At 55.6% G+C, this 24613-nt stretch carries 21 protein-coding genes; 6 read left to right on the top strand and 15 right to left on the bottom strand.

The genetic code is table 11. From position 1 onward, the window contains the following. Positions 1–9 precede the first annotated feature (9 nt). The 11 genes from OGV80_RS00980 to tssB form a co-directional block, all read right to left on the bottom strand. The gene (locus tag OGV80_RS00980; RefSeq protein ID WP_286513270.1) at positions 10–531 is read right to left on the bottom strand and encodes a toxin-antitoxin system YwqK family antitoxin; all 522 of its coding nucleotides are present in this window, start codon (positions 529–531) and stop codon (positions 10–12) included. Further along, positions 531–2495, bottom strand: coding sequence for a type VI secretion system Vgr family protein (locus OGV80_RS00975; protein WP_286513267.1), 1965 nt, complete (start codon positions 2493–2495; stop codon positions 531–533). The genes OGV80_RS00980 and OGV80_RS00975 overlap by 1 nt, the downstream gene beginning before the upstream one ends. 151 nt (positions 2496–2646) lie before the next feature. Further along, entirely contained in the window at positions 2647–2832 is a 186-nt protein-coding gene (locus OGV80_RS00970; RefSeq protein WP_075145286.1) for a hypothetical protein, read from the bottom strand. Positions 2833–2892: 60 nt separating this feature from the next. Continuing rightward, a complete protein-coding gene (locus OGV80_RS00965; RefSeq protein WP_075145287.1) occupies positions 2893–3801 on the bottom strand; it encodes a hypothetical protein in 909 nt (302 codons plus the stop codon). A gap of 21 nt (positions 3802–3822) precedes the next feature. Beyond that, positions 3823–6327 (bottom strand): type VI secretion system ATPase TssH, encoded by a 2505-nt coding sequence (gene tssH, locus OGV80_RS00960; RefSeq protein ID WP_286513262.1) that lies wholly within the window; start codon positions 6325–6327, stop codon positions 3823–3825. Continuing rightward, positions 6318–7265 carry a type VI secretion system baseplate subunit TssG gene (locus OGV80_RS00955; protein WP_286513260.1) on the bottom strand — a complete coding sequence of 316 codons (948 nt, stop codon included), beginning with the start codon at positions 7263–7265 and terminating at the stop codon, positions 6318–6320. The genes tssH and OGV80_RS00955 overlap by 10 nt, the downstream gene beginning before the upstream one ends. After that, the gene (gene tssF, locus OGV80_RS00950; RefSeq protein ID WP_286513257.1) at positions 7229–8950 is read right to left on the bottom strand and encodes a type VI secretion system baseplate subunit TssF; all 1722 of its coding nucleotides are present in this window, start codon (positions 8948–8950) and stop codon (positions 7229–7231) included. Before tssF ends, OGV80_RS00955 begins: the two co-directional genes overlap by 37 nt. 20 nt (positions 8951–8970) lie before the next feature. Next, positions 8971–9351 (bottom strand): type VI secretion system baseplate subunit TssE, encoded by a 381-nt coding sequence (gene tssE, locus OGV80_RS00945; RefSeq protein WP_045447450.1) that lies wholly within the window; start codon positions 9349–9351, stop codon positions 8971–8973. Continuing rightward, complete coding sequence (locus OGV80_RS00940) at positions 9351–9836, bottom strand: Hcp family type VI secretion system effector (protein ID WP_043018228.1); 486 nt, start codon at positions 9834–9836, stop codon at positions 9351–9353. The genes tssE and OGV80_RS00940 overlap by 1 nt, the downstream gene beginning before the upstream one ends. 19 nt (positions 9837–9855) lie before the next feature. Further along, a complete protein-coding gene (gene tssC, locus OGV80_RS00935) occupies positions 9856–11337 on the bottom strand; it encodes a type VI secretion system contractile sheath large subunit (protein WP_286513255.1) in 1482 nt (493 codons plus the stop codon). A gap of 18 nt (positions 11338–11355) precedes the next feature. Continuing rightward, positions 11356–11943 (bottom strand): type VI secretion system contractile sheath small subunit, encoded by a 588-nt coding sequence (tssB, locus tag OGV80_RS00930; protein ID WP_223306674.1) that lies wholly within the window; start codon positions 11941–11943, stop codon positions 11356–11358. 299 nt (positions 11944–12242) lie between these two features. Between tssB and OGV80_RS00925 the strand changes: the two genes are divergently transcribed. Genes OGV80_RS00925 through OGV80_RS00900 form a run of 6 tightly spaced genes read left to right on the top strand, consistent with a single transcriptional unit; the run spans position 12243 to position 19631 of the window. Then, complete coding sequence (locus OGV80_RS00925) at positions 12243–12701, top strand: hypothetical protein (RefSeq protein WP_043018226.1); 459 nt, start codon at positions 12243–12245, stop codon at positions 12699–12701. A gap of 14 nt (positions 12702–12715) precedes the next feature. Then, the gene (gene tssK / locus OGV80_RS00920; protein ID WP_087051769.1) at positions 12716–14053 is read left to right on the top strand and encodes a type VI secretion system baseplate subunit TssK; all 1338 of its coding nucleotides are present in this window, start codon (positions 12716–12718) and stop codon (positions 14051–14053) included. After that, positions 14034–14783 carry a DotU family type IV/VI secretion system protein gene (locus OGV80_RS00915; RefSeq protein WP_087051768.1) on the top strand — a complete coding sequence of 250 codons (750 nt, stop codon included), beginning with the start codon at positions 14034–14036 and terminating at the stop codon, positions 14781–14783. The genes tssK and OGV80_RS00915 overlap by 20 nt, the downstream gene beginning before the upstream one ends. Further along, positions 14780–18319 (top strand): type VI secretion system protein, encoded by a 3540-nt coding sequence (locus OGV80_RS00910; protein WP_286513251.1) that lies wholly within the window; start codon positions 14780–14782, stop codon positions 18317–18319. The genes OGV80_RS00915 and OGV80_RS00910 overlap by 4 nt, the downstream gene beginning before the upstream one ends. Next, positions 18316–19242 carry a type VI secretion system protein TssA gene (locus OGV80_RS00905; RefSeq protein ID WP_286513249.1) on the top strand — a complete coding sequence of 309 codons (927 nt, stop codon included), beginning with the start codon at positions 18316–18318 and terminating at the stop codon, positions 19240–19242. The genes OGV80_RS00910 and OGV80_RS00905 overlap by 4 nt, the downstream gene beginning before the upstream one ends. Next, the gene (locus OGV80_RS00900) at positions 19239–19631 is read left to right on the top strand and encodes a DUF4280 domain-containing protein (RefSeq protein ID WP_087052258.1); all 393 of its coding nucleotides are present in this window, start codon (positions 19239–19241) and stop codon (positions 19629–19631) included. Before OGV80_RS00905 ends, OGV80_RS00900 begins: the two co-directional genes overlap by 4 nt. A 66-nt stretch (positions 19632–19697) precedes the next feature. On the opposite strand, the gene OGV80_RS00895 is transcribed toward OGV80_RS00900, so the two are convergent. From OGV80_RS00895 to OGV80_RS00880, 4 genes are read right to left on the bottom strand one after another with little or no spacing between them, the layout of a single operon-like run. Beyond that, entirely contained in the window at positions 19698–21611 is a 1914-nt protein-coding gene (locus OGV80_RS00895; RefSeq protein ID WP_087052259.1) for a BglG family transcription antiterminator, read from the bottom strand. Between the two features lie 21 nt (positions 21612–21632). Then, positions 21633–22373 (bottom strand): 2-dehydro-3-deoxy-phosphogluconate aldolase, encoded by a 741-nt coding sequence (gene dagF / locus OGV80_RS00890; RefSeq protein ID WP_286513245.1) that lies wholly within the window; start codon positions 22371–22373, stop codon positions 21633–21635. Continuing rightward, positions 22370–23488, bottom strand: coding sequence for a DgaE family pyridoxal phosphate-dependent ammonia lyase (locus tag OGV80_RS00885; protein WP_080625806.1), 1119 nt, complete (start codon positions 23486–23488; stop codon positions 22370–22372). Before OGV80_RS00885 ends, dagF begins: the two co-directional genes overlap by 4 nt. Next, positions 23472–24605, bottom strand: coding sequence for an amidohydrolase/deacetylase family metallohydrolase (locus tag OGV80_RS00880; RefSeq protein WP_100193876.1), 1134 nt, complete (start codon positions 24603–24605; stop codon positions 23472–23474). Before OGV80_RS00880 ends, OGV80_RS00885 begins: the two co-directional genes overlap by 17 nt. Between the last annotated feature and the right edge of the window lie 8 nt (positions 24606–24613).

Genomic DNA, 24613 nt, shown 5'->3' with positions numbered 1-24613 from the left:
GAGGCTTTTTCACAGCCTCTCCGTCCATTTGCTCATTCGCGACTGTGCTTTTCCCGTGGCATCAATGGCGCGCCCATCCGGCAACCAGCGTTGCGCCTCACCTTTCATTATCCCCTTTTCATAAGATAAACGCTGGGCAAGCGTGCCGTCCGGGTAAAACTGTTCGCTGAGAGCGTGGCGCAGCCCTTGCTGCCACTGTTCACGTAGCTGCAACTGCCCGAAAGGATAAAAGCTGCGGCATTCGCCGTGCAGTTGACCGTTAAGCCACTGCTCTTCTCGCAGCAATCCTCCGTCTTCAGTGAAGTAGCGGGCAATACCGTCCGGCTTGCCCTCACGATACGCCTGCTGCATGGCAAGCTGGCCGTTAGGATGCCAGCGCTCCATCATCCCGTTCAGCGCACCCTGCTGGTAACGCAGAACCGCCAGCAGGCGTCCGTTTTCTTCAATTCGCGTTTCACCGTTAAGCTGGTCGTTTGCGAAATTTGCCCGCAGCAGGGTGCTATCCTGCCGATACTCCAGCGTATCGCTCATCAGTTGATCTTCACCATCCCGCCCTTAATCATCAGCATCCCGCCGCCATCCACAGTCTGAGTGGCGCTGGCTTTGCTGGTGAGCGTGGCCTTCGCTTCGTGGGTTATCGTCGCGGCCTTTTGAGTCAGCGAGGCTTTCGCTTCACTGGCGATGTTGGTGGCATCCAGCTTCATACTGCCCGATGCGCTGGCGTTAAGACCCGCCCCGCTCTTGATGTCCAACGTTTTGCCGCTCTCCAGGGTTAGCGTACCGCTGACCTTAATCGTCAGGTTGCCGTCGACGTTCAGCGTGTAGTTGCCCTTTACCTTATGCGTCTGGTTGCCGTCGATGGCGTGTTCCTGATCGCCCTTCACCGTGACGCTGCGCTTCTCTTTTACCTCCAGCGTGTCGCTGCCTTTTTCAATTTTCACCGTCCGGTTGCCCTTTTTCAGGTTGACGGTTTCGCTGCCCTCTTCAACGGTACGCGTGCAGTCATTTTTGACGCTGTGGATTTCATCGTGGCTAATGGTGGTTTTGCTGTCGTTGAGCACGGTGAGCTGGAAGTCTTTCTGCGCCTGCATCGCCAGCAGTTCGGCGTCTTTTTTGTCGTCGAAGCGCAGTTCGTTAAAACCTTTTTCACTGTGGGTTTTTATCCCGGACTGGGTTTGATTCGCTGGCAGCGCGTACGGCAACGCATTCGCGCCGTTATACACACAGCCGGTAATGAGCGGTTTATCCGGGTCGCCGTCGATAAAGCTCACCACCACTTCCTGACCGATGCGCGGGATAAACTGCGCGCCAAAACCGTTGCCGCTCCAGGCGGTGGCGACCCGCAGCCAGCAGGAGCTGGTTTCGTCGTTTTTACCCTCTCTGTCCCACGGGAACTGCACCTTCACCCGACCAAGCTTATCGGTCCAGATCTCTTCTCCCGACTTGCCAACCACCGTCGCCGTCTGGGTATGCATAAACGGTACTGGCGTGCTGCTCTGCGGGCGGTATAGCGTGGCTTTTGGAATGGCGGTAAAGCGGTTGCGATAATGTTCACCGTCGTACTCGTGGCTGACGGCGGTGATTAGCCAGTCGATGTTTAGCGCCTTGTCGTCGTGCTCGGTTAAGGTGAACCAGTGCCCGGCCATCAGCGCCGCGCGGTCGCTTTCACCGACCAGCTGTTTGGCCTGCGCCTTCAGGGCATTAACCTTCCACGCCGCCAGCGCGTCGCCTTCGGCTTTAACGCTAAAACGCCCCGGATGCTGATACTGCATCCCGCCCTTCTTCTCCCCGGCCTGTGCAAACAGCGCGGCTTTTGGCTGCTCGTAGTTATAGTCGCTGCTCTGGAAGCCCTGCGCGGTGGCCTGCAGACGCAGCTGTGCTGAACGAATCGCCCCGGTTTCACGTGCGCCGCTTGCTGCGGCCTGATACTTGACCTTTTTATCGCCAGTAATCGGCGGGAAGGCGCTGTTATCATCCGCCAGCACCAGCGTGTGCTTGCCTGCTGCGTGGGTAAAGAACCAGAAAATTCCCTCCTGCTCCAGCAGCCGCGAGACAAAATTAAAGTCGCTCTCGTTATATTGCAGGCAGTATTCACGCTTCGCCGGTTTGCTTTTCAGTTGAAATTTGTAGTCGGTAAACCCGGCGTCTTTAAACACCTTTTCGACGATCTCCTGAACGCTGAGGTTCTGAAACACACGGTTGTTACTGGCAAGCGTCAGCCACCACAGCCACGGACGCAGCACAAACTGGTAGCGATCGGCGTTGCTGGTCGCCGGAAGCTGGTGCGCTTCGGCAATCAGCCCGTCGTAGTCGGCGTTGTTGATGGTGGCGGTCAGATGGGTCGCCAGCGCGGCATCGAGGGTTAGCGGCGCGGAGGTGGTTCCTGCGATGGTGGCGGTGGTCAGGCCGTTAAGCTGTGATTCGTTGTACGCGGTGGCGGCGGTAAGACCGGTTAGCGCCGGGGCGGTGAGTTTGATGATGGTGGAATCTGACATGGGAAATTCCTTTTATATTTGTAGAGTACGTAATGCCCGGTGGCGCTACGCTTACGCGGGCCTACAGCTCGCGCATATGCTGAAGTGAAGTGGTTTGTAGATCGGGTAAGGCGAAGCCGCCACCCGGCAAAACCGCGTCAAAATAGCCTGATTACAGCTCATCTAAGGATATCTTTATCCGCTTTCCGCCTTCGCGTTCATCAGCGATTCGGTTAAGTTCAGCGTCTTCTTCCAACTTAGTCGCCAACACGATCGGTCGGGAATCAGTTTGTACAGTCACAGCCGTGAGATCGGTTAGCGTCGGATTAGTGAATTCTATAATAGCGGTATCGGGCATGGGAAATTCCTTACTCACTCAAAAAAGATAGACTGCACAGAAATAATAAAACACGAAAAATTAACTACACATTTCGATGACTCTTCTCCTTACTTCACTTGCAAAGGCTTTTTCATGCCCGACCTGCAATCCAATATCATTAGGGGTTTGCATATTTACATTTACTACCAATAGCAATCCGTTACCACTAAAAATACTATATCTGCAATTTACACCAATATGTGTTTCACGAATAACGGAGCAGATAATATTCACTGTAAGATTAAACACTCCGCCAAGTGATAACAAAGCATCTTCGACTGCAATCTGCAAGGAATTGGCATTTCTTGTACCTGCAACTAAATTTGATATACTCTGTTCGCCACCATGACTATGGGCCTGTAAGTGACACCACTCATAACCAACATGAATACCTACGTATTTTTTATTCATGTGATCATTCGCACTCTCTCCCATGACGCTATTCTGACCAGTATGTCTGAAAGAACTAAACGCAGACTTTGGCACACAATAAAAAACAGATTTTACATACGTATAACCTGCCTCCCCAGAAGTAAATTCCGGTGAATCAAATGAGATATACGATTTTAAAGCATCTATCTTTGTACTTATGCGCGTTCGTCCCGCTATACCAGAAACACAGCGAGCCCTATGGTAGATATGTGGATTGTCTTTATATCGGTAAATTTTGCTAATTGAAAAATCGACATCCCTACTGGATATATTAAAAAGAATATTTTTTTGAACATAAACTCGGTAAAGAAAAAGGTTTAGACCTATCGTATAACAACCCCTATGAGTAGAATTATGTGGCGAATATATTCCTTTCCGCTCTTTAGCACTCTTGCGGCCAATCATTTTTATTTCAGCAATTTGTTTTTCCAATCGCCTTTTGCTGGCTATTAATTCAACAAGCTCACTTTCAATAACTTTATACTCTGCAGAAAACTTAAATACAGGACACCACATATTCTCTTCCTCAATAATTCATTAATTCCCCATCACTTCCCCAACCACCAGATTCTCAACATCCCTGGCCCCGACTCCCTTACACTTCTCCATCACCCTTTCTACCAGCCCATCCTCCATATTCAACCTCTCTCCCGTCGCCACTAAATATCTCTGTGCTAAATTCTCCAGCTTCGCCAGCACAATTCCCTTCAATATCTCCTCATCCAGTGTGCGATACGCCACCGTGGTCATCCTTGCTAAAAACGCCGGGCGGAAATGGGTTAATAGTTCCTCGCGCAGCGCCTCGTTGAACCGCTCGCTGTTTAATTCCCCCGCAGGCGTGTCGAGAATTAATTCCGCGCCGACGTTGCTGGTCGCCAGCATCACCGTATTTTTGAAATCGACAATCAACCCGGTGCCGTCCTCCATTACGCCTTTGTCGAAGACGTTATAGAACGCCTCCAGCACGTCCGGGTGCGCCTTTTCGATTTCATCGAGCAGCACCACCGAATAGGGGCGGCGGCGCACGGCTTCGGTTAACGCCCCACCGCTGCCGTAGCCCACGTAGCCCGGCGGCGCGCCTTTCAACTGGCTGACGGTGTGCGCCTCCTGGTACTCAGAAAGATTAATAGTGATCAGATTGCGTTCACCGCCGTACAGGGCGTCGGCCAGCGCATACGCGGTTTCGGTTTTGCCCACGCCGGTTGGTCCCACCAGCAGAAACACGCCGACCGGTTTTTGCGGGTCGGTCAGACCACTGCGATAGGCGCGCAGACGTTGGGCGATGGTCTCCAGCGCCGCCTGCTGACCCATTACCCGAGCACTCATCCGTTCAACCAGCGTACGCAGGGCGTGGGCTTCGTCGGTGAGCATCTGCCCAAGCGGAATGCCCGTCCAGCCGCCGATCACCGCCGCCACCGTGGCGGGATCGACACAATCCGGCACCAGCGGCACCTCGTCACGCAGCTGGGCGGCGGCGGTTTCCAGCTTGCCAATCAGCGCCGCGCACTCCACCAGCTCTTGCTCCAGTTCCTCGTCATCGTCCAGCCGCCCGCTGAGATCCAGCATCCGCTGACGCGTCGCCAGTAGTTCGCCGACCCGCTGACGCTCATCCTGCCAGCGCCCTTCCACTTCTCTCGCCTGCAAGCGTAATTTCTCTGCCTGTGCTTCCAGCTCGCACAGCCTGTCGTGATGATCGACGCCCACCAGCAACTCGCGGTTGAGGCGTTCACTCTCTTCTTCGATGGCCGCCTGCTGCTGACGGATCTCCTCAAGCAGGGGCGGCACGTCATGCTGCGCCAGCGCCACTCTTGCACAGGCGGTGTCGAGCACGCTGATGGCTTTGTCCGGCAGTTGGCGCCCGGAGATATAGCGCTGCGACAGACGCACCGCCTCGCGGATGGCGGTATCGAGGATCTGCACGCCGTGGTGTGCCTCGAGCTTGTCGGCCACCGCCCGCAGCATCACCACCGCGCTGTTCTCGTCCGGTTCCTCGATCTGGATACGCTGAAAACGCCGGTCCAGCGCCGGATCCTTTTCGAAATATTTTTTGTACTCCTGCCAGGTGGTCGCGGCGATGGTGCGCAGTTCCCCACGCGCCAGCGCCGGTTTCAGCAGGTTGGCGGCGTCGCTGCCGCCCTCGGCGCCGCCCGCGCCAATCAGCGTGTGGGCTTCGTCGATAAATAAAATGATCGGTTGCGGGGATTTTTTTACCGCGTCAATCACCCCTTTCAGCCGCTGTTCAAATTCACCTTTCACGCCCGCGCCCGCCTGCAACAGGCCGAGATCCAGCGACAGCAGAGCGACATCGCGCAGCGGCGGCGGCACACTTCCTTCGGCAATGCGTCGCGCCAGCCCTTCAGCGACGGCGGTTTTGCCCACCCCCGGCGCGCCAACCAGAATCGGGTTGTTTTGCCTGCGGCGCAGCAGGATGTCGATACACTGGCGGATCTCCGCGTCGCGCCCGATGATCGGATCGATCAGCCCTTCCCGCGCATCACGGGTCAGATCGTGGGTGTATTGATCCAGCACGCCGCCTTCACGCTCCGGGTTTTCTCCCGTATGCGTGTCGCTTAATTCTTCAACGGAGCCACGACACCAGCTCTGCCACTGGCTTTCCATCACCCCCGCCGGAAGCTGCAACAGCAGCGGCATTCCCTGCGCTAGCTGGGCGCGCAGACGTTCTCGGGTGAGTAAGGCTTGCAGCAACAACGCAGAACGGACCTTCAACAGGCGCTGGAAAGCCGCCAACAAAACCGCCCCTTCCAGCAGTTCCACCAGTTGCACGGAAAACACCGGCATCCGCGTGCAGCCCGATTTAAACTGCGCCTGGGCGCTATGGATCTCTTCGCGCAGCGTGTCGACGGAAATCGCCGCGCCGCTCAGGCAATACGCGAGATCACAGTGTTCATCATCGAGTAATGCCAGCAGCAGATGCTCCGGCTCAACAAACCAGTGTCCCTGCGCCCGGCTGCGTTCGGCGGCCTGCTCCAGCGCACGAAAGCAAACCGGATTCAGTCGTTGTACCAGCGCTTTTAAGTCCATGCGTTGTTCTCCTCAAGTTGCTGTTGGCAGTGAAACACGGCGGGTTTACGCCCTGCCAGTTGAGCGGTATAGCCCAAACGCGGCGGCGTATCGCGGCTCAGGCAGTGGTCAAGATTTAGCGTCCCGCGCATCATCAGTTGCAGCGTTATCCCTGGGCCAAACCAGATTTGCCCCAGTTTGCTGAGCTGAAGAAAGGCTTGCCCATCGGATAAAAACGCCCGCCACCGGGTGGGGCTTTCAGCATGCAGGTGCACCCGCAGCGCCGCATGCTGATTCCAGATCCGTCGCCCGGCGACGCTGTTGCGCCCCAGCCGACACCCCGTCCGGCTTATGGATGCCTGCGGCAAAGGCTGCCAGCGGCCGACAAACTCTTCGACATGCACGGTGACGTTCAGTACGGCCTCGACCAGCGCCACAAATCCAGCCGTAGAACGCCTGCGATTCGTCAGGCTGCCGCATTGCATCAGCAGGCTCTGCACCTGCGCAGACTCATGCTTTTCCATAGCATCAAGCCTGAAACCACACAGTGCCCGCATCACCGACAGCCCCGGCGCATTCTCGCGGCGCGCGTAGGGCGTAGCCAGCCGATACAGGCTCAGGCTTCGGGAGTGATGCTGAATAAAACGCTGTTGAAACATAAAGATAAAATCTTGCGGTGCGCTGTTTTTATCCTGCGTCACCTGCTGCAGCCATTCCAGCCAGCCGTAGGGCAGTACGCCATCCGCACCTCCCGGCCCGAGGCTACGCACATGGAGAACGTCGTTGTTCAGCGCGCCGAGTTCCGCAGGCGCAAACGCCAGCCCCAGCTCGCCCCGCAGTTCGGGCGTGTCGCCGCTCGCCTGTAAAATCCTGAGGCACTGCTCCAGCGAAAAGCGCCACGGCTCGCCCTTAAGTTGCGCCATTACGCTATCAGCGCGGTCTGTTCGACGTCTGTCCATAGCGACAGCTCCTCCCCTTCATCCAGCAACACCGTACGTACAAAGCAGTTAGCGGTCGCGTTACGCGCCAGAAAACGGGCGACAATCCCCGCAAACAACAGCCGACTGTTGCCCGTAAATGCCTGTGGGTCGAGGGTCAGCGTCAGCCGAATACCGTTATGCCAGCCGCGCCAGGCATCGCCTCCGCGGTGCTCGCTAACCCGCTGGCAACACATCTCGCGGATGCCATTTATCTGTTGCCAGACGGCGGGTGACGCAGAGGAAGGGGCATACAGCGCCAGCAGCTCTTTGAGCGAGTCCAGAGCCCTCTCTCCCTCGGTCAATGAAAGGTGATTGAGCGCCAGCGAAGAAAGCAGTTTCCAACGCGCATCTCGCTGCAAGGCGGGCGCAGAAGGCGTGGTCGGCGTTCCCAATAAATGCACCTGCGCAACCGGGCCAGGGACTTCAAAGGTCAGAGGCGTTCCCGCACAAAGCTGTGCAGCCTTGTTACCGTTACTGCACCAGAGCGTCGCCGTCAGGCTTGTCTCTTCGTCCGGAGCAAACGGGTCGAAGCGGCTGTCCACCAGGGTTAACCACAGCGCATTGCCCTGCTGGGGGTTGCGCCGCGCATGCCAGAACCAGCGGGACTCGCTATGCCTGCGGGCTGAGTAATATGCAGGCACGCGCCAGGCCTCCTCACGGCGGCTCATCCACAGCGTCTGTACACGGTAGATCTGTACATGGTGATCGTGATGATCGGCCACCAGCCGATGCTCGCTGCGGGTATGCCCGGCGATCAGCGGCTCAGAGGTCCGGGTGAAAAGGTTAACGATTGGCACACAGCCCAGACGAATATCACCCGAGTGAATATGCTGTGCCCCCGGCGGAGCGCGATCGAAAGGAATGCACAAGGTCATGCCTTCGCCATCCTTCGTCGGCGGCAGCGGCAAATCAAAATACATCAGCGCCTGCGGACAGTTCATCCAGGCACTGAGCGCCAGCACGCTGGACTCTACGCCCGGTTCGCAGGGCAAAATCTTTTCGGCATTCAGCAGGCCAATAGGATGTGGGCGCAGCGGCCCGATGACATGGGCGTACAACAAATCAAACAGCGTGGCGTTGGTTTGCGGCGAGCCGCTGAGATGAATGCGCAACTGTGTTACCGCCAACGTTGAAAACTGATGTGGCGGCAGGCAACGTAGCTGAATCCGCAACGCGCCGCGCGCCCGCATCAGCCCGGTTAACTGCCGGGCCTGGGCCGCATCACACCAGCTAACATCTTCAATCTCAATAGGCCACAGCGTTTGCGCCAGCGCGGTACGCCACCAGACCGTCTTACCGCTCTGTGATAAGGCGTACAGCGACGTTCCGGCTGGAAGGGCGTAACCCCGACTCAAATCGCCTGCCAGCGGATCCGCAGTAAAACTGGCGGTAGCAGAGGAAGGAAACGGTCGTATGGCATGGGGAGAAAGCTGCTCCAGTAGCGATTCGCACAGCTCGCCAAAGCCGTCGTCAAGACGCTGATGCAGCCTGGCGCTTTGCAGGGCAAAGCCCTCCAGCAACCGCTCAACGTGGGGATCCGGGCAGTCAAACTCACTCAGCCGCAGCCGGGAGGCTACGTGCGGGTGCCGATGGGCGAACTCCCCGCTGGCTTTTCGCAACCATCGCAATTCCTGCAGATAATTTTCCAGCAATCGATCGTCCATTGATCTCCCCCTTTCGCGGGTTATTGCCAACTGCCGTTTTGATACGCCAGACTCAGCGTCAACGGGTCGTCATCGTTCCACAGCATCGCTTCAATGCGTAGCGCCAGCGTCTGATGATGCGCATCCTTCACACTGATAGTTAGCGCCTGGATCCGCGGCTCGTTGCGTAAAATGGCTGCGCGTAGCCGGCGACAATACCAGCTAAGCACTCGTTCATCGCCCGCGTTCAGTCCATGCCATTCCGGGACGCCCCAGGCAAGCAGCAGCGGCAACGCGTCATCATCCGCAGGAGCGCGGGAGTTGAACAATCGCCTCAGCTCCCGGCACACCGACTCGCGCGGCGTAACACCTTCATCCATCAGTCTGTCGAACAATGCAACCGGGATGGATGATTTCATCATCAACCACCATTTTTATTCATCGCCATATCCCAGGTCGACGCCGCCGCACCTTTCTCCGCCCCTTCTAATTTTTGGGCCTTCAATTCCCATTTAATTTTGCTGAAGTTTAGGGATAGCGTTTCAACAGGTTTACCGCCCGAGCCGCCGCTGACGCTGATATGTGAAATCAATACGTTGTCGAGGGTATAGACAATAAACGGCAGCACCGAATCGCCATCATTGCGACATAGCGTTAAAACAGCCTGCGTAATCATTTTCCCGGAACAACAGTAAAGATTAAGTTCAGGAGTGGAAATATCGACAAATTTGGTCAGTGACATCTCCCCCACATGCGCCCGACCAGACGTACGGTTGGTGTTACTCACATCATTAGTAACCTGCATCGCAACATTATGGCTGAAGGACATAATTTCAATTTGGTCTACATATCCATCAACGTTGCTGTCACCTTTGATCGGATCAATCTTTAAAAAAATAGCATCCATAGAATCTTCCCTTATGTAATTAAGCCGATACAGGCGGTGGCAATTCCGCCACCAGGCGGATAGATGTGGTCAATTCTTCCAGTTGGAAATGAGGGCGCAGGAATACCACCGCGCGATAGACACCAGGTTTGCCGGGAACATCCAGTACGTCTATCCGTGCTTCGCGCAACGGATATTGCGCCTTGATTTCCTGCGGTGCTGTGTCGCTGAGTAGCACGTAACTGGCAATCCAGTTATTGAGGAATCGCTCAACATCTTCGCGACTCAAAAAACTGCCGACTTTGTCGCGCATAATGACTTTCAGGTAGTGCGCAAAGCGGGAGGCGGCAAGGACGTACGGCAGCATCGCCGAGATCCGCGCATTCGCGTTGGCTTCAGGCGTGTTGTAGATTTTTGCCTGGTTGGTGGTTTGCCCGCCAAAAAACGCGGCGGTATTCGTATTCTTTTTATGACACAGCGCGATGAACCCAAGATCGTTCAACTCTTTTTCACGGCGATCGGTAATGGCTACCTCCGTCGGACAGCGCAGACTGATATCACCAGATGGCGTAGAGAAAGTATGCGCCGGGAGACCTTCCACCAGTCCGCCACCTTCTGCGCCACGAATCGCAGCGCACCAGCCATATAAAGCAAACGCCTCGGTAATGCGATTGGCCAGTACCCAGGCGGCATTCCCCCACAGGTATTTGCTGGCATCCAGGCCGTTAACGTCCTCGATAAAGTTTACCCCGTCTACCGGCACCGTATCCGGCCCGTAGGGCAGACGCTGTAAAACGTGCGGCAGCACCAGCGAGACATAGCGCGAGTCGTCGCTTTCACGGAATGCTCGCCATTTGATCATCTCGGTGCTTTCGAAGATCTTCGCCAGATCGCGTGGCACGCTCAGCTCAGCGAACGATCCCATATCAAACAAGCGCGGGCTGGCAGCGGCAATAAACGGCGCATGAGCGGCCGCCGCAACCTGAGATATTTTCTCCAGTAGCGCCACGTCCTGCGGATGACGGCCAAACTCAAAATCCCCCACCAGCACGCTGTAAGGGATACCGCCAAAGGTGCCGTACTCATCTTCGTACAGCTTTTTGAACAGCGTGCTCTGATCGAACTCAACCGCTTTTTCCAGATCGTCCTGCAACTCTTTGCGCGAGACATTCAGCAGTCGTAACTTCAATCGCGTACTGGTTTCAGTGTTCATTACAAACTGATGCAACCCGCGCCAGGAAGACTCCAGCTTCTGGGTATCCGGATGATGCAACACCTCATTCAACTGGGTGCTGATAAGCTCATCGATCTGCGCAATACGGTGGTTGATCATCGCCACAGTGTCGCTTCCGATCGCCATTCCTTCATCGAGGATTTGCGTCGCCAGCTCTTCCAGCATGTCCCGCGCATAGGTTTGTTGCAGCTCATCACGAGCCATCCGTCCTTCCTGAATAATGCGGTCCAGTACGCTCAGCGTAACGGTCTGTCCACCCGTTTCAGTTTGTTCTTGCACATTCTCCATTGCTCTTCTCCTTTTCCGTTACGCGTTTTCAGCTGGTTTTTCTTCAGCAGCAGGTCTTAACGCCTGAAGTTCTGCGTTATCGTTTACCACCTGCTGTAACAACGCATCCAAATCGTCGTTACCATCCAGTTTGGTGAGGAGGTCGCGCAAGCGTTGGCGGGCGAGGAAAAGACGCTGGAGGGGTTTAACCTGATTGATAATATTGAGCGGCGAAAAGTCGTCGAACTCGTTAAAGCGCAGCTCAACGTTCAATTTGCTGCCATCATTAGCCAGACGATTTTCTACCTGAACCGCCAGACGAGGTGAGATGGAGGAAAGCACATCATCGAAATTATCACGATCGATTTCGACGAACCGGCGCTCACGTAATTTAGCGGGTGGGGATGCTGGATGCCCGGATAAATCAGCCAGAATACCAACAACCAAGGGAAGTTCTTTTTTCTCAATCGCCCCACCCGTTTCCACATCATACGTTATTTGTACGCGCGGCGGCCTAATACGGTTGAGTTTATGCTGTATGCTCTCGGCCATATTTAATCCTTTTTTATTGCAATAGTATCCCTGGTACGATATTTGCCGCACCATTATTCGAAAAGTGATATTCATGAATAACTACCTGCAATATAAAAAACATAACAAAAAATAAATATCAACTTAATTTTTTGTTTTTTACACAAAAATAAAACATTTGATAAAAATCAATTAACTTAAAATCAACCAATAAAAATCAACAAGTTACATGAAAAGTTAATTAAAAATAATACTTTGCGCGGGAAATATAAATCACATGAATATTTAAATGTTAACGAATTTTATTACTTCAGATTCGTCCAATAATGATTTAAGTCAAAAACAGAACCGTTGCTATTAATTACCTTCTTAAGGAAGATATAAAAGGATTTTATATGACAAACGGCCTACGCCATCCAGCCAGCATAATATTATTCAGTATTTTAATTTTACTGAGTAGCGGCTGTTCATTGTGGCAAAACCGTGTGGCATTTAATGATGTGGTCATTGAAACCGTAGCAGATGCAAACGATAACACGCCAGTCGCAGTGGATATTGTCGCGGTTGCCGATAACGCGTTGCTGCCAACCGTACAAACGCTTAGTGCAACACAATGGTTTAACGCCAAATCACAACTGCTGCGCGATAGCCCTGACGGGCTGCACGTTTGGTCGCTGGAGCTGGTGCCGAATTCGCGTTTTGTGACCAAAAGCTCCCCTCTGCAGGGCGTTAAGGCAGAAGCAATTCTGCTGTTTGCCCGCTACAGCAGCGCAGGAGAACACCGCTTAAGACTGGATAAAGCAGATTCATTGCATCTGCTGCTAATGACGGATGAAGCAGTCCTGGCCCCCTGAACAAGGAAAGTACTATGAGCACAATTCCGGCAATGGTTTGCTGGTATGAAGGGATGGCAATGCTACCTCAACATTTCCAGTTGCAGGCATTGCGCAATGAAACGCTTTGCGCAGCGCTCACCGGGTGCGCTAATCCGTGGTTTTGGGGCGTCAACCGGCTACAGATTGACGAAGCGGCGCTGTGTGCAGGAACGCTACGTATTTTGCGCCTGGAAGCAATTATGCCCGACGGCACGCCGGTCAATTATGACATTAGCGACGATTTATCACTGGAGTTTGACTGCGCCCGTTTGCTGCCTGCCGCGCCGGACAGTGAGCATATCCTCTGGCTGGCGCTGCCGCCGCTAAACCGTGCCGGACAGTGGCAGTTGATGAATAGCCGCTGTCGATCAGTCAACAGCCCCCCGCTGCCTGACCTGAGTAGCGGTGAATTTCCCGAGAGCATTTCGCAATGGCAGCCCGAACCGCGTCTGGTTTGCCAGCACGATCGCGCCGATTTCGTCTGTCTGCCGCTGCTGCAGGTTGTGTATAGCGAAGGCGGATTTCGTCAGAGCGAGTGGTTTCCCCCCTCTCCTACCGTCAACGAAGAGAGTTACCTGGCGCGCCACACCCGACAACTCTGTCTACAGGCAAGAGAAAAAATTCTGTTTCTGAGCCGGGAAATGCAGTTGGCGCAACACGGGCAGCGTACCAACGACTGGCTATGGCTTACGCTGTCGCTGCAGAGTATCCAGGGCGCATTGCCGCTGGTGGAAAGCTTGATTAGCAGCGGGCGGCCGCACCCACAGGATCTTTACCGCGCGCTGAGTCTCTTTATCGGGCAAACGGCAATACTGACTCAGGATAAAACGCTGCCCCTGCTGCCAGCTTTTGATTATCAGAACATGATGCCCGCATTTGCATCTCTTTTCACCGTACTGAAAAACCAGTTGGCACATATTCATCGCCGCTATCAGCGGCTAAATTTCAGCAAACTGGATAACGCTTTTTCACTGCAACTTCCGCCGGATCTCCACGCCGGAGAGCAGGTGGTGATAGGTCTGCTGATGCCCGGAGGCAACGCCGCCAAAGCAGAAAAATGGTTACAAATGAGCCTTATCACCAGCCATCCCTTTGTACCCGTCCTGCGTCGTCAGCGGATGCATGGAATGACGTTCTCTCCGCTGGCTGCAGAGCAGCGCAGTGACTGGGAAATCGACGGCAATGTGGCCCTGTTTACCCTAACCCTTACCCTCCAGTGGTTCGAAAAAGGGACGCCGCTGGTTATTGCCCCATTGCATGAAACAGAGGATATGCCGCAGCAGATCATGCTCTACCGTCAGGAGGTAAGCCATGACGCCCGCGCATCCTGATATGCCTGCCAGCCATCTGTTTGATGAGATTTACACCCGCTGGCTGGCGCAGTTCGAACGCTGGAAAAGCACTCCGCTACCGCCAGATGAGCTGCATAATCAGGCCGTTGTATATGCCAGTCAGGTGGTAGAAGAGTACAACCGACGTCTGACCCGCGAACTGGGTTCGCCCTTTCAGCAGCAGATTGACGCTGCCGTTTATGCCCTGGTCGCGCTGATTGATGAGTCCGTACTCTACGGCGACTGGCCCGCGCTCTCCCTGTGGCAGTCCTGCCCGCTGGAGTATCATCTGTGGCAAACCCATAGCGCAGGGGATCAGATCCCCCGCAAGATCGCTGCCCTGCTCAATGAACGTAGCCCAGGTAAACGAGATTTAGCCGCGCTGTATTTGCGCTGCCTGACGCTGGGGTTTGGTTCCCGACGTAGCGATTTTAATCTGCAGAATCATCAGGAAACCTGCCGCCTGCTGTGGCATTTTGCCTTTCAGCGTGACGCTCAGCTCAGCGATATAGCCGAACGTATGGAATCGACCGCGCTGGGCACCCCTTTACAGCTTCCGGCGCATCGCCGCCTGCCAGACAATTCGCGCCTGCATCTTATCGCCCTCGTCATACTGTTGGCGCTATTGCTGCTGAGTCAGCGATTGTGGCTGAGTATTGAAGATGCCATTGGCGTAAATACGCTGCCAGATTTTCCGGTAACCCAGTCTTGCCAGGGAGATGATAAGTGACGCAACCCTGGCTTACGCTACTGATTATTATGCTGGTGCTATTGGCGATTACTCTCTGGTGCGTCTGGTGGCAGTGGGAATACCGAAACGATACGTTCAACCGTGCGCAAAAGGAGATCCAGCGAGCCTGCACAGGCCAGGATCCTTACGACAGTATGCGAATCCTGATGCTTGGCGATGAAGAGGATAATCGTCTGCTTTGCCGCAGTTGGTCACTCACCGACGGCCAGGAATACTGGTTCGGGCAATGGTGGTTTAATCCTCAGTGCAGCCTTCTGTGCCTGCCGAAAACGCTACAAACCGTTGGCAAAAAGCGGCTAATTCGCCAGAACGACTGGCAGAAGACGCTGTCTGCACTGGTGAAAAGCCGCCCACAGCGACCGCTGGACGCACTGATTATCACCCTTTCATTAGAGACGCTGTACGACGATGATACCGTCCGCGCCAGCTTGTTGCATAACTGTCAGCAGTTGCAGCAGGTGTGCGGACTGAGTCTGCCAATTTACCTGATCATCAGCGGCATGGAATCACTGGAAGGCACCACCTCTTTACTGGAGCTATTGCCAGAGGATGCTCGCCGCAGTCCTGTTGGCAGCACGATTCCGGTCGCCAGAGAAGCCATCTGGAAACCGCAGTGGATCGACAATGCCCTGGACAATACCCGAACTTCGCTGCGGATGTCCATAACCGAGCTTGGCGCGCTGCGAGGCAACACGCCGGAGCAATTATTCCGCCTGCCAGAAAACTTCCCGCCGCTTGCCGCACCGTTGCATGACGCTTTTGACGGCCTGTTTAACAGTCATGCCCGCGATGAGCCGCCGCAGCTGCGCGGGATCTGGTTTGTTGCACGAACGATGGCGGAGGGCAAACCGCAGATGCAGTTTTGTCAGTCGCTGCTGAGCGGGAAAATTACCGCTGAGCGCGGTCTCGCGCTTCCGGTTCGCCGCCTGCTGCGCCTGAACCTGCGCCGCCATTTCATAACCCTCGCCTGCTATAGCTGCCTTTGCGTTCTCTGGCTTGCCGCCATGACCTGGAGCTGGCGATACCAGCACACCAACGCCGTACTATTGCACGATCGTCTGCAGGTCCTCGCCACAGCCGCCCGAGCCGATATCACGGGTGAGCGTTCCACCACGCTGTACTGGCGGGTTCTCAACGGCATTCCACAGTGGCAGTTTCGTTCCATCGTCTGGCCCGGCTCGCTGTTCAGCCGTACCGATACAAAATTGCGCGAGACGTTTAGCAACGTTACCCTGGTTAGCCTGCTGGTGCCCGCCACCAACAGTATCTGCCTGCAAAATCAACATGAAAGGGGCTTTGAGCAGGACGATCTGCTACCCGAAGAGCGTTACCGGCAAATTCAGCACTTGCTCACTCAGGCAAAACAAATGGAGTCGCGCTATTTGCCGTTGCTGCAATTGATGCAGATGAAGCAACCTACTGTGCAGACGTTGGCAAACGTCAGCGCCAGCGTTTGGGGCGTGACCGTTGACACCGACTCTTTGCCCTCACAGGAAAAGCTCAACGAAATGTTTGCCACGCTCAATCTCTCGCGACTGAAATTACCCGACGCCAGCGAGTTGACTCAGCGCAACAGCGTACTTTTTTCTCACGAAACCATGCGCTGGCTGGAGCAAAACTATGGCAATACCAGCCTGGATAACAACGAAGAGCAACTCGAACAACTGCTGGCGCTATTTGGCAACGGCTCCGGGGTTACCCCGTTGTTCGTCCGCTCGCTTATCCGCCAGGTCAGCCGCTTACAGGCAACGCTGACAACCATCAATAACCTGAGTCGTGACGCAACAAATTCGCCAATCAGACTGCCACTGGATGAGCTGCTCACGCAGGCACGGACCCTTAGGCTTATCGACAACGGCGTGGTTCAGGAGCTGCTTCGCCACGAAACCCTACTTCGCCAACGCTTTCTGGCGCAGGTTGATGGCTCCAGGCTGCACTTCTCCTCACTAACCGAGCAATCCGCGGAAGGGCAATTCAGCGTATCGCCGGATCTTCTGGCATTACAAAAAAGCTTGCGTGATTTACTTAACCAGCCCTTCTGGCAGCAGGGAGCAAGTCAGCCCACCGGGGACCCTGTCGGTTATCCCGGCAATCTGCAACTCCAGCAGGCGCAGGCGCTGTATGGCGGATTTGAGCGCTTTACACAGCAGCTTCCAGACAGCATCTGGCGACCCAAAATCACCATGCTGGCGCGACAGGCGGTGGAAAACGCCATCCGTCAGGCGCTATACGCAGGGACAGCCGGAACCCCAGACAACAGCAATGTCAGCACCGCCAGCGCGGATCAGATCATTGAGGCTTTCAACCAGCTCAATCGTCCTCAGCTTGCTATAGCATTGCGCCAACAAACCGCAGCCCAGGTGATTAGCCGGGTACGTCAGGACGGCGGCGCGTTACTTCCGTCGATTAACCCTCCGGCGGTCAATTACGCTACCACAGAACAGGCTCAGGCTAGCGGGCAGAAAATTGCCGGGTGGGCTAGCGCACAAGCAGAGCAAATCTCTGGCGTCCTGGTCCGCTATCAGCAGGATATTGACTGGCTCGACAAGCAGCGCCCATGGCTAACGGCAATGGATAACCAGCTTATCGTTCGCTGGAGTAGTTCACTGGCGGCCATGCAACGACTGCAACAACAGGATCCTGGCAGTCCGCCGATGCAGATGGCGACCCTTGCCGCCGCGCTGCCGACGCTCTCCGCACAGAACTGCCAGAGTGAATTGGCGCAGTTTCGCAGCGCGGGCAGTAACGATTTTTACGGTCAATCGCTCAACGCGCTGGTAAACGCATCATTGCAAAAATGTCAGCAATTACGCCAACAGGCCAGCATCGGCGCGGTACAGAAGATCTTCAATCTGTACAACACCTGGCTTGCAGGGCGCTTCCCCTTTACCGCCGTGCCAAACGCGCCGGATGCTGATGTCGATCGGGTGCGCGAACTGACCGTTTTGCTCACGCAACTCCCCGCCGAAACGTTATCCGAACAGCCGCCACTGATTCAGCAACTGGCAGCAGCACAACCGCTACTTTCGGCGTTGGTCAGCCCTGAAGGCGTGACGTTACGGGTTATCTGGCGCACCTCACGCAACCATGAGGCTGGCGCGGATCAGATTGCCGACTGGCGACTCGTCGGCAATCAACAATCGATCAGCTACCCCGACGGCTCAACTGACCTGCACTGGCGCAGCGGCGATAGTCTGAACTTTAGTCTGCGCTGGGCAACCAATTCCGCCTGGCGTCCAATGCCAGGCCTGTCACAGACAGGCGTAACGGTAAGCGGCGATACTGGGCGTTGGCGCTGGCAGGGAGCGTGGTCGCTGCTCAGGATGATTGAACAACAGCGCGTCGGTGGCGCGTTGACGCAACCGCTGCCGCTGCGCTTTTCGCTCCCCGTAGGCGATGGTCAGAAGCCATTGCAGTCGACGGTATTTTGGCAGGTCACATTGTTAGATGTCCAAAACAAAGCGCCGCTACCATGGATACCGCTCACCGAGCAGGGATTATCAGGAGGAAAATGATGGAACATATTCAGGCATTACTGGCCCCCATTCAGGCGGATAATCCGTGCGGGGACTCTATCCGTTATTCACCAGAATTCGACCAGTTGGTCGCCGCCCGCCAGCAGGATGACGAAACGCTGCCCACCGGCGTCTGGCAAAGTACGCCGCGCCGTGCCGACTGGGATGAAGTCGCCAAAATCGCCACCGTGCTGACGAAAACGCTCAGCAAAGACCTGGTCATTATGAGCTGGTTGGGCGAAGCATGGATGAGAGCTCGCGGCTTAGCGGCCCTGCCCGATGCGCTGGCATTAGTGACTCTGGCGCTGGAGCATTATCCCGAGGAATTGCATCCCCAAATTAAAGAAGGTGACTATGACTATCGCGCCGCACCGCTCAGTTGGATGGCGCAACACTACGCCACTCTGGTCGCTGAAGCCCCGCTGTTTATCGCTCATGGGGAAACCGTCTCACTGACCCAGTGGCAGCAGGGAAAATTTTCTGATGTTCCGCTGCCAGGCGCAGACGAGTCCACCATAAAATCCCTGACATCCAGCATGGCGTGGCTCACACGTCTCAATGCCGTCTGTCAGAACTGGCCTGCAGCATCTGCACCTTCATTTAATGCACTGGAACAAAAGATCAAAACCGGCCTGCAGGCGTTAGGAGGCAGCGTATTGCCGGTGCAGCCGCAATCTGTCAGCGAGGAAAGCTCCCCAACACTCAGCTATAACGCCACATTTGCCCATCGGGAGGAGGCATATCTGATGATTAAACAGGCCGCAGACTACCTGGCGCGCACCGAACCGCATAGCCCGGTACCCTATTTACTGTATCGCGCCTATGCCTGGGGGCACACGCCACTGCCGGAACTACTCAATGAGCTGATCACCAGCGACGAATCCGCTCGCCGACTGTGGCGGCAATTGGGGGTACTACCATGAGTTGTCCCGGAGTTTGTACCGGCGCATTGCTTCAGTGTTCCTTTGGCATCGCGCCAGGTACGTTGAACGTGCTGCCCACCAGCCGAACAATCGTCGGTAACATGCCGATGGCGAATATTATGGATAACAAACCGTTGGTGAACATTTTGCCGTTCGGCATGTGCAACAGCCTCGCCAACCCGACCGTTGCAGCCGCAACCGCCGCAGCGCTCGGCGTGCTGACGCCAATGCCGTGCATCCCCGCCACACCAGCCCCCTGGATGCCGGGATCACCCACAGTATTGGTGGGAAATATGCCCGCTCTCACCGCTCAGTCGCAGTTGATCTGCATGTGGGGCGGCGTGATCCAGATTAGCTTTCCTGGGCAGCTAACGACTGTTGTGGCGTGATGTTATGCCCTTGAAATTAAGGGTAACGACTGCAGGAGACTACGCTGCAAGGTAATTGCAGCGTCTTTAAAAACGGCTCACGCACTCCATGGCGACCGTTTTGAACTCGGTGAAATTCCGGCATGCGCAGAGCCGCGTCATCGCACGTTCGCGCAGGAAGGTGACGAAAATATCGTAAATGGCCATCGCCTCTTCGTATTCGCTTTTGCTGATGGCGAGCAAGAAGATCACGTGCGCGGTTTCATCGCCCCAGGCGATACCCTGCGGGGCGAGGATGGTGTAGACCACCGTTTTCTTTGCCAGCAGGCCGAGGGCGTGCGGCAGGGCAATGCTGTCACCCAGCATAGTGCTGACGATAGCCTCACGCTCAACCACCGAATCAAGAAACTCCGCATCGACAAAACCTTCATCCTGCAACTGGCGACATAAGACGTTGAACAATGTTTGTTGATCCATTGGCTCATCGATCACACGAAAATGGGCGGCATCGAAGAATTTGTTCAGCATCCATGGACGGGTTCTGTCGACCAGCACCAGTTTGCCAATTTGTTCCAGTTGATAATCGGTAGGGAACGGCGCAATCATCACCACAGGCTTATCTTTTTCACCCACCCGCGCGGTAGAGATGACAAAATCTTCGCTAATGCTTTCCCGCTGTTCGTAGTCGCGCAGCGTTACGGTATCGACGATCTCTATCTGCGGATACTTACGCGCCAGCACCGCTTCAATCATCCGCGCCATCGCATTTCCGGCATCGCATACCAGCAGAACCTTCGGCTGCCTCTGGTAACCAATGTTGTAACTACGTTCCAGCCCAACACCAATATGCAGCACGAGGAAGCCAATCTCATTTTCACTGATGGTGTACGGCGTATATTTTCCCCATCCCGAGACGGCGGCCAGCGTCATGTCCCACGCCATGGGGTAGTGCTGTTTAATATTTTCCAGCAGCGGATTAGGGATCATTATCTGGTAACGCACCCGGGTGATCATCGTCTTAATATGCGTCAGCAGGTCAGCATGCAACTGTTTGTCATTCAACAGGTTGTAGTTGTACTGGCTGTTGATAAACCGCAGGATGTAATTGACCAGCGCTTCGTCATCATCCGCATTAATGGCGCTGGGGGCGATCTCTTGTACCTGGCGGGCGGCGATATGCACCTGCAGCCAGTTTTCTTCAGAAACGGAAAGCGGTTTGTCCGCCAGCCGGTGCAGTACCGTTGTGATTTCTCGCGTGGCCAGGCACACCGATTGCTCGGCTTCTTCTGCGGCAAACTCCGGGAGGGGATAACCTTCGCTAATCCGCCGGACTGCCACCGCGCAGTACAAGCGTAAAAACAGCTCGCCCTCATCGGTCAGGCGAATATGAAAACGGGCGAAAATGTCCTGCAGAACGGGTTGAAGCTGTTCAGGGATCCCGGCATTCAGCGCCTCTTGCGTCACTAACGGATGCTGTGGATCCTGCTGCGCCAGCGTCCATAGCAGATCGGTCAAACAGGCGCGAATCGCCATCTCGCTGCCGAACAGCTTCATGCCGTGACGGGGACGCGTTTCCAGCGTCAGATGATAACGTTGCAGATGCTCGCGCACCTCAGCCATATCGTTTTGCAACGTCGCACGGCTGATAAACCATTCATCAGCCAAATCTTCAAGCTTCAGCGAAAAGGCCGACGTCAGAAAACGAACCACCAGCCAGTATACCCGTTCCTGGCTGGTGCGTGGGATGCGCAGCAACGCGTCGGGCCGCTGCGTTTGCAGGGTGTGATAGCTTGCCGGATCGTCAATCTTGAGTTGATAACCGTTCCCACGGCTGAGGACAAACTGCGCGCCGTACTGGGTGAGCAGCGCGTTAAGCGCGGTGATATCCGCCCGTACGGTGCGTGTGGAAACCGACAACCGCTGCGCCAGCTCGTCCTGTGGAAGCGCTTCGTTTTGCAGCATGCCAAACAGCTGCGCTAAACGTTGGTTGGGGAATCGCACGTCAGTTTCCTCATCTTTCAGTTAGCCTACGCAGGCCCGGGTCATCGCCATCAGTTGGCGTACGTCGTCCGGGCGGGTGTTACCACTCACCTTATCAATAATCGAACTATAGATGTGAGGAATGATTTTGCTCACTCCGGCATCGAGGGCGATCTGCAGGATTTCAGAGAAATTATCCAAATCGATCCCGCCGGTTGGCTCCAGCCAGAAGTCATGACGGGCACAGGCCTGCGCAACCGCGATGTACTCGTCACGGCATTGCAGGCCGCCCATCGGGAAGTATTTAATTGAGCTACCGCCCATGTCTTTGAGCAACGCAATCGCGGTTTCTATCGGTACAATGCCGTCTGGCGTCTGGCTGCTTAGCGGACCGGTGGAGATTTTCACCCTGCCCGAGGTGCCGGTTGGCGAGACCAGACCGTTGACCACTGTCTCCTGCTGGCCCAGCAGCGCGCGACTGGTCGCCACGCCGGTAAAGACCTGATTAACATGCTGGGGCTGCACCTGACGGGAGATTTCACTGACCATCGCCGACTGGTTTGGATCGCCCGCCCCCAGCCCCACGGAGAGCGCATTGTCGATAAGGGCCGCGTATTCACGCATATCCGCTACCGCACTTGCGACATCAGGGTAATTTTTTGACAACACGCCAACCAGAACGTGTCCTTCCGCCGCCGCGTAAATATCCCGGGCATTTTCTTTGGAGCCGGCCAGCACGTTCAGGCAGACGCGGTCGCGATAAAAGTTAGGGGTCAGTTTCATGCGTTTTTCTCCTGCGAAATCACTTCGCCAATTCGACGGGCCACAATCTCCAGCTGCGCGCGATCGACGCTGCGCACGTCGGCTTCGATAATGCCTTCGTTGGCTTTGTAACCACGGAAGTAAATCGCGTATTCCCCCTGCTTCAGCGCATCAACCAGTTCGCCGGTGGCGATCCCGGTTACCGCTTCGTCAAATTTAATTTCCGTGCGCGCTATGTCACGCCCTGCGCTGTCCCACACCACGCGGGCGCTCACGCCGTGAAGCTGGTTTAACGCGTTAATGAACGGCGTCATTTTCTCGACCATCTCCGCACCGCTTTCTTTCTGCGCGTTCAGATACAGTTCAATGGCGCAGGTCAAGCCAAGAATCCCCTCTTTGCCCACCTTCATCGCCCTGCCAATTCCCGCCGTCTGGCGTTTCACCCACTCAACGTACTGGGTTTTACCTATCACCAGACCGCTGGTGGGTCCTTCAATCGCCTTCGCGCCGCTATAAATCACCAGATCCGCACCAACCCGGTAGTAGCACTGCAAATCCTCTTCCGCCGCCGCATCCACGATCAGCGGCAGATTATGCGTACGCGCAACCACCGCAGCCTGCTCCACGCTAAGCATACTTTTCTGTACGCAGTGGTGAGATTTGATATACAGAATGGCCGCCGTACGTGGCGTAATAGCTGCTGCCAGCTGCGCCGCGGAACATTCGTTGGCATAACCTGCCTCCACTAACTTGCCGCCGCCAAGCGCCACCATGGTGCCCACCGGCGCGCCAAAGTTGACGTTGTGACCTCTGGGCAACACGATTTCGTTGTTCTCAATGGGCGCAACGTGCAGATTCTCCAGCAGCCAGTCGCTGTCTTTAACCAGCACGCCAGCCACCGACAGGGCGATTCCGGCCGAGGCGCAGGAGACGACGGTTGCCCCTTCCACTTCCAGCAATTTCGCGATGTAGTCACCGGTTTTATTCACCAGGTCTTTCATCTCAAAGTATTGATTCATCCCGGCCATTGCAGCCTCAACCACCTCTGGTCGCGGCGTGGAAACGCCGAGCGCCGTCATGCGGCCTGATGTGTTAATCACCTGTTTTAGATTGTATTTCTCAAAAATCGAAGGCATGTTCCGCGCTCCCTTGTTCGGTCATATAGCCCTTGCCCGCACGTATTGCGGCAAGCGGCACCAGCAGTTGCTCAGCCTGCAGGCTGTCGTTTTCTGCATCTACCAGCACGGTTGGCTGGCGCTTAAGCGTAAAGAGGGTTAAATCGGCATCCAGACCGACCTGCAGTCGCCCCTTGTGTTTCAGGCGCAGACCATCGGCGGCATTGGCGGTAACGCACTCAATGACCTGCGGAAGCGACATCCCAATAGCGAGAAATTTCGACATCACATTCGCCAGGGAATGTACCGGGCCGCTGATACGGTTGCGGCAATAAATATCGGAGCTGATGGTGTGCGGCAAAATGCCCAGGCCGATCGCGCGTTTTGCCACCGCAAAGCTCAGGCTGGCAGTGCCATGCCCAACGTCCAGACGCACGCCACGTGAAATCGCCCGGGTCACTGACGCCCGTAGCTCGCCTTGCGGCGTCAGAATGCGATTCGGCTTACCGTTGTAGCAGTGGGTAATGATGTCGCCTGTGCTCAGGCGTTCAGCGATATCATCGAGATTCGGCGGGTTGTTGCCGATATGCACCATCAGCGGCAGGTTGCCGTTCTGCGCTTGCATCGCTTTGGCACGCTCCAGCGGCGTGATGCCGTTTTCACCGACTACGCTGCTGCTCATGCGCGCCTTCAGGCCGACGATAAAATCAGGGTAGCGCTTCACCGCCTGGCGCACCGCATCGGCGTCAATATTGGCCATGTTAGCCAGCTCGTTCTGGGCGATAAGCCCAACGCGGGAGATGTTCAGCAGCGCATACACTTCGGTGGCCGCTTCCCGGGTCAGGGTGTAAAAATCGTCGATGTCATCCGCCCCGGTACTGCCCGCATCCACCACCGTGGTCACGCCGGTAGCAATACCGACGCTGTCCGGCTGGTCGTGGTAAATCGGGGATTTCGGGTAGCAGTGAACGTGAGAATCAATCCAGCCTGCGCTGACGTAGCACTCACCGCCCAGCTCGATAGTTTTCAGCGCCGGGCCATCAACGTCGCCCAACGCCGCGATTTTGCCGTCTTTGAGCGCAATATCGCTCAGCGTATCGTCAACGAGGCGCGCACGGCGCAGGAGTAAATCAAACATCGCTCTCT

Origin of the sequence: Citrobacter sp. Ce119 (genome assembly GCF_030334525.1) — a bacterium.
In the GTDB taxonomy this organism is placed as follows: Bacteria; Pseudomonadota; Gammaproteobacteria; order Enterobacterales; family Enterobacteriaceae; genus Citrobacter; species Citrobacter europaeus.
This window is presented reverse-complemented; position numbering and strand designations above follow the sequence as displayed.

Excerpts from the sequence above, each read along its gene's own strand:
- OGV80_RS00980 (WP_286513270.1), bottom strand. The coding sequence starts at position 531 with ATGAGCGATACGCTGGAGTATCGGCAGGATAGCACCCTGCTGCGGGCA.
- OGV80_RS00975 (WP_286513267.1), bottom strand. The coding sequence starts at position 2,495 with ATGTCAGATTCCACCATCATCAAACTCACCGCCCCGGCGCTAACCGGT.
- OGV80_RS00970 (WP_075145286.1), bottom strand. The coding sequence starts at position 2,832 with ATGCCCGATACCGCTATTATAGAATTCACTAATCCGACGCTAACCGAT.
- OGV80_RS00965 (WP_075145287.1), bottom strand. The coding sequence starts at position 3,801 with ATGTGGTGTCCTGTATTTAAGTTTTCTGCAGAGTATAAAGTTATTGAA.
- tssH (WP_286513262.1), bottom strand. The coding sequence starts at position 6,327 with ATGGACTTAAAAGCGCTGGTACAACGACTGAATCCGGTTTGCTTTCGT.
- OGV80_RS00955 (WP_286513260.1), bottom strand. The coding sequence starts at position 7,265 with ATGGACAGACGTCGAACAGACCGCGCTGATAGCGTAATGGCGCAACTT.
- tssF (WP_286513257.1), bottom strand. The coding sequence starts at position 8,950 with ATGGACGATCGATTGCTGGAAAATTATCTGCAGGAATTGCGATGGTTG.
- tssE (WP_045447450.1), bottom strand. The coding sequence starts at position 9,351 with ATGATGAAATCATCCATCCCGGTTGCATTGTTCGACAGACTGATGGAT.
- OGV80_RS00940 (WP_043018228.1), bottom strand. The coding sequence starts at position 9,836 with ATGGATGCTATTTTTTTAAAGATTGATCCGATCAAAGGTGACAGCAAC.
- tssC (WP_286513255.1), bottom strand. The coding sequence starts at position 11,337 with ATGGAGAATGTGCAAGAACAAACTGAAACGGGTGGACAGACCGTTACG.
- tssB (WP_223306674.1), bottom strand. The coding sequence starts at position 11,943 with ATGAATATCACTTTTCGAATAATGGTGCGGCAAATATCGTACCAGGGA.
- OGV80_RS00925 (WP_043018226.1), top strand. The coding sequence starts at position 12,243 with ATGACAAACGGCCTACGCCATCCAGCCAGCATAATATTATTCAGTATT.
- tssK (WP_087051769.1), top strand. The coding sequence starts at position 12,716 with ATGAGCACAATTCCGGCAATGGTTTGCTGGTATGAAGGGATGGCAATG.
- OGV80_RS00915 (WP_087051768.1), top strand. The coding sequence starts at position 14,034 with ATGACGCCCGCGCATCCTGATATGCCTGCCAGCCATCTGTTTGATGAG.
- OGV80_RS00905 (WP_286513249.1), top strand. The coding sequence starts at position 18,316 with ATGATGGAACATATTCAGGCATTACTGGCCCCCATTCAGGCGGATAAT.
- OGV80_RS00900 (WP_087052258.1), top strand. The coding sequence starts at position 19,239 with ATGAGTTGTCCCGGAGTTTGTACCGGCGCATTGCTTCAGTGTTCCTTT.
- dagF (WP_286513245.1), bottom strand. The coding sequence starts at position 22,373 with ATGAAACTGACCCCTAACTTTTATCGCGACCGCGTCTGCCTGAACGTG.
- OGV80_RS00885 (WP_080625806.1), bottom strand. The coding sequence starts at position 23,488 with ATGCCTTCGATTTTTGAGAAATACAATCTAAAACAGGTGATTAACACA.
- OGV80_RS00880 (WP_100193876.1), bottom strand. The coding sequence starts at position 24,605 with ATGTTTGATTTACTCCTGCGCCGTGCGCGCCTCGTTGACGATACGCTG.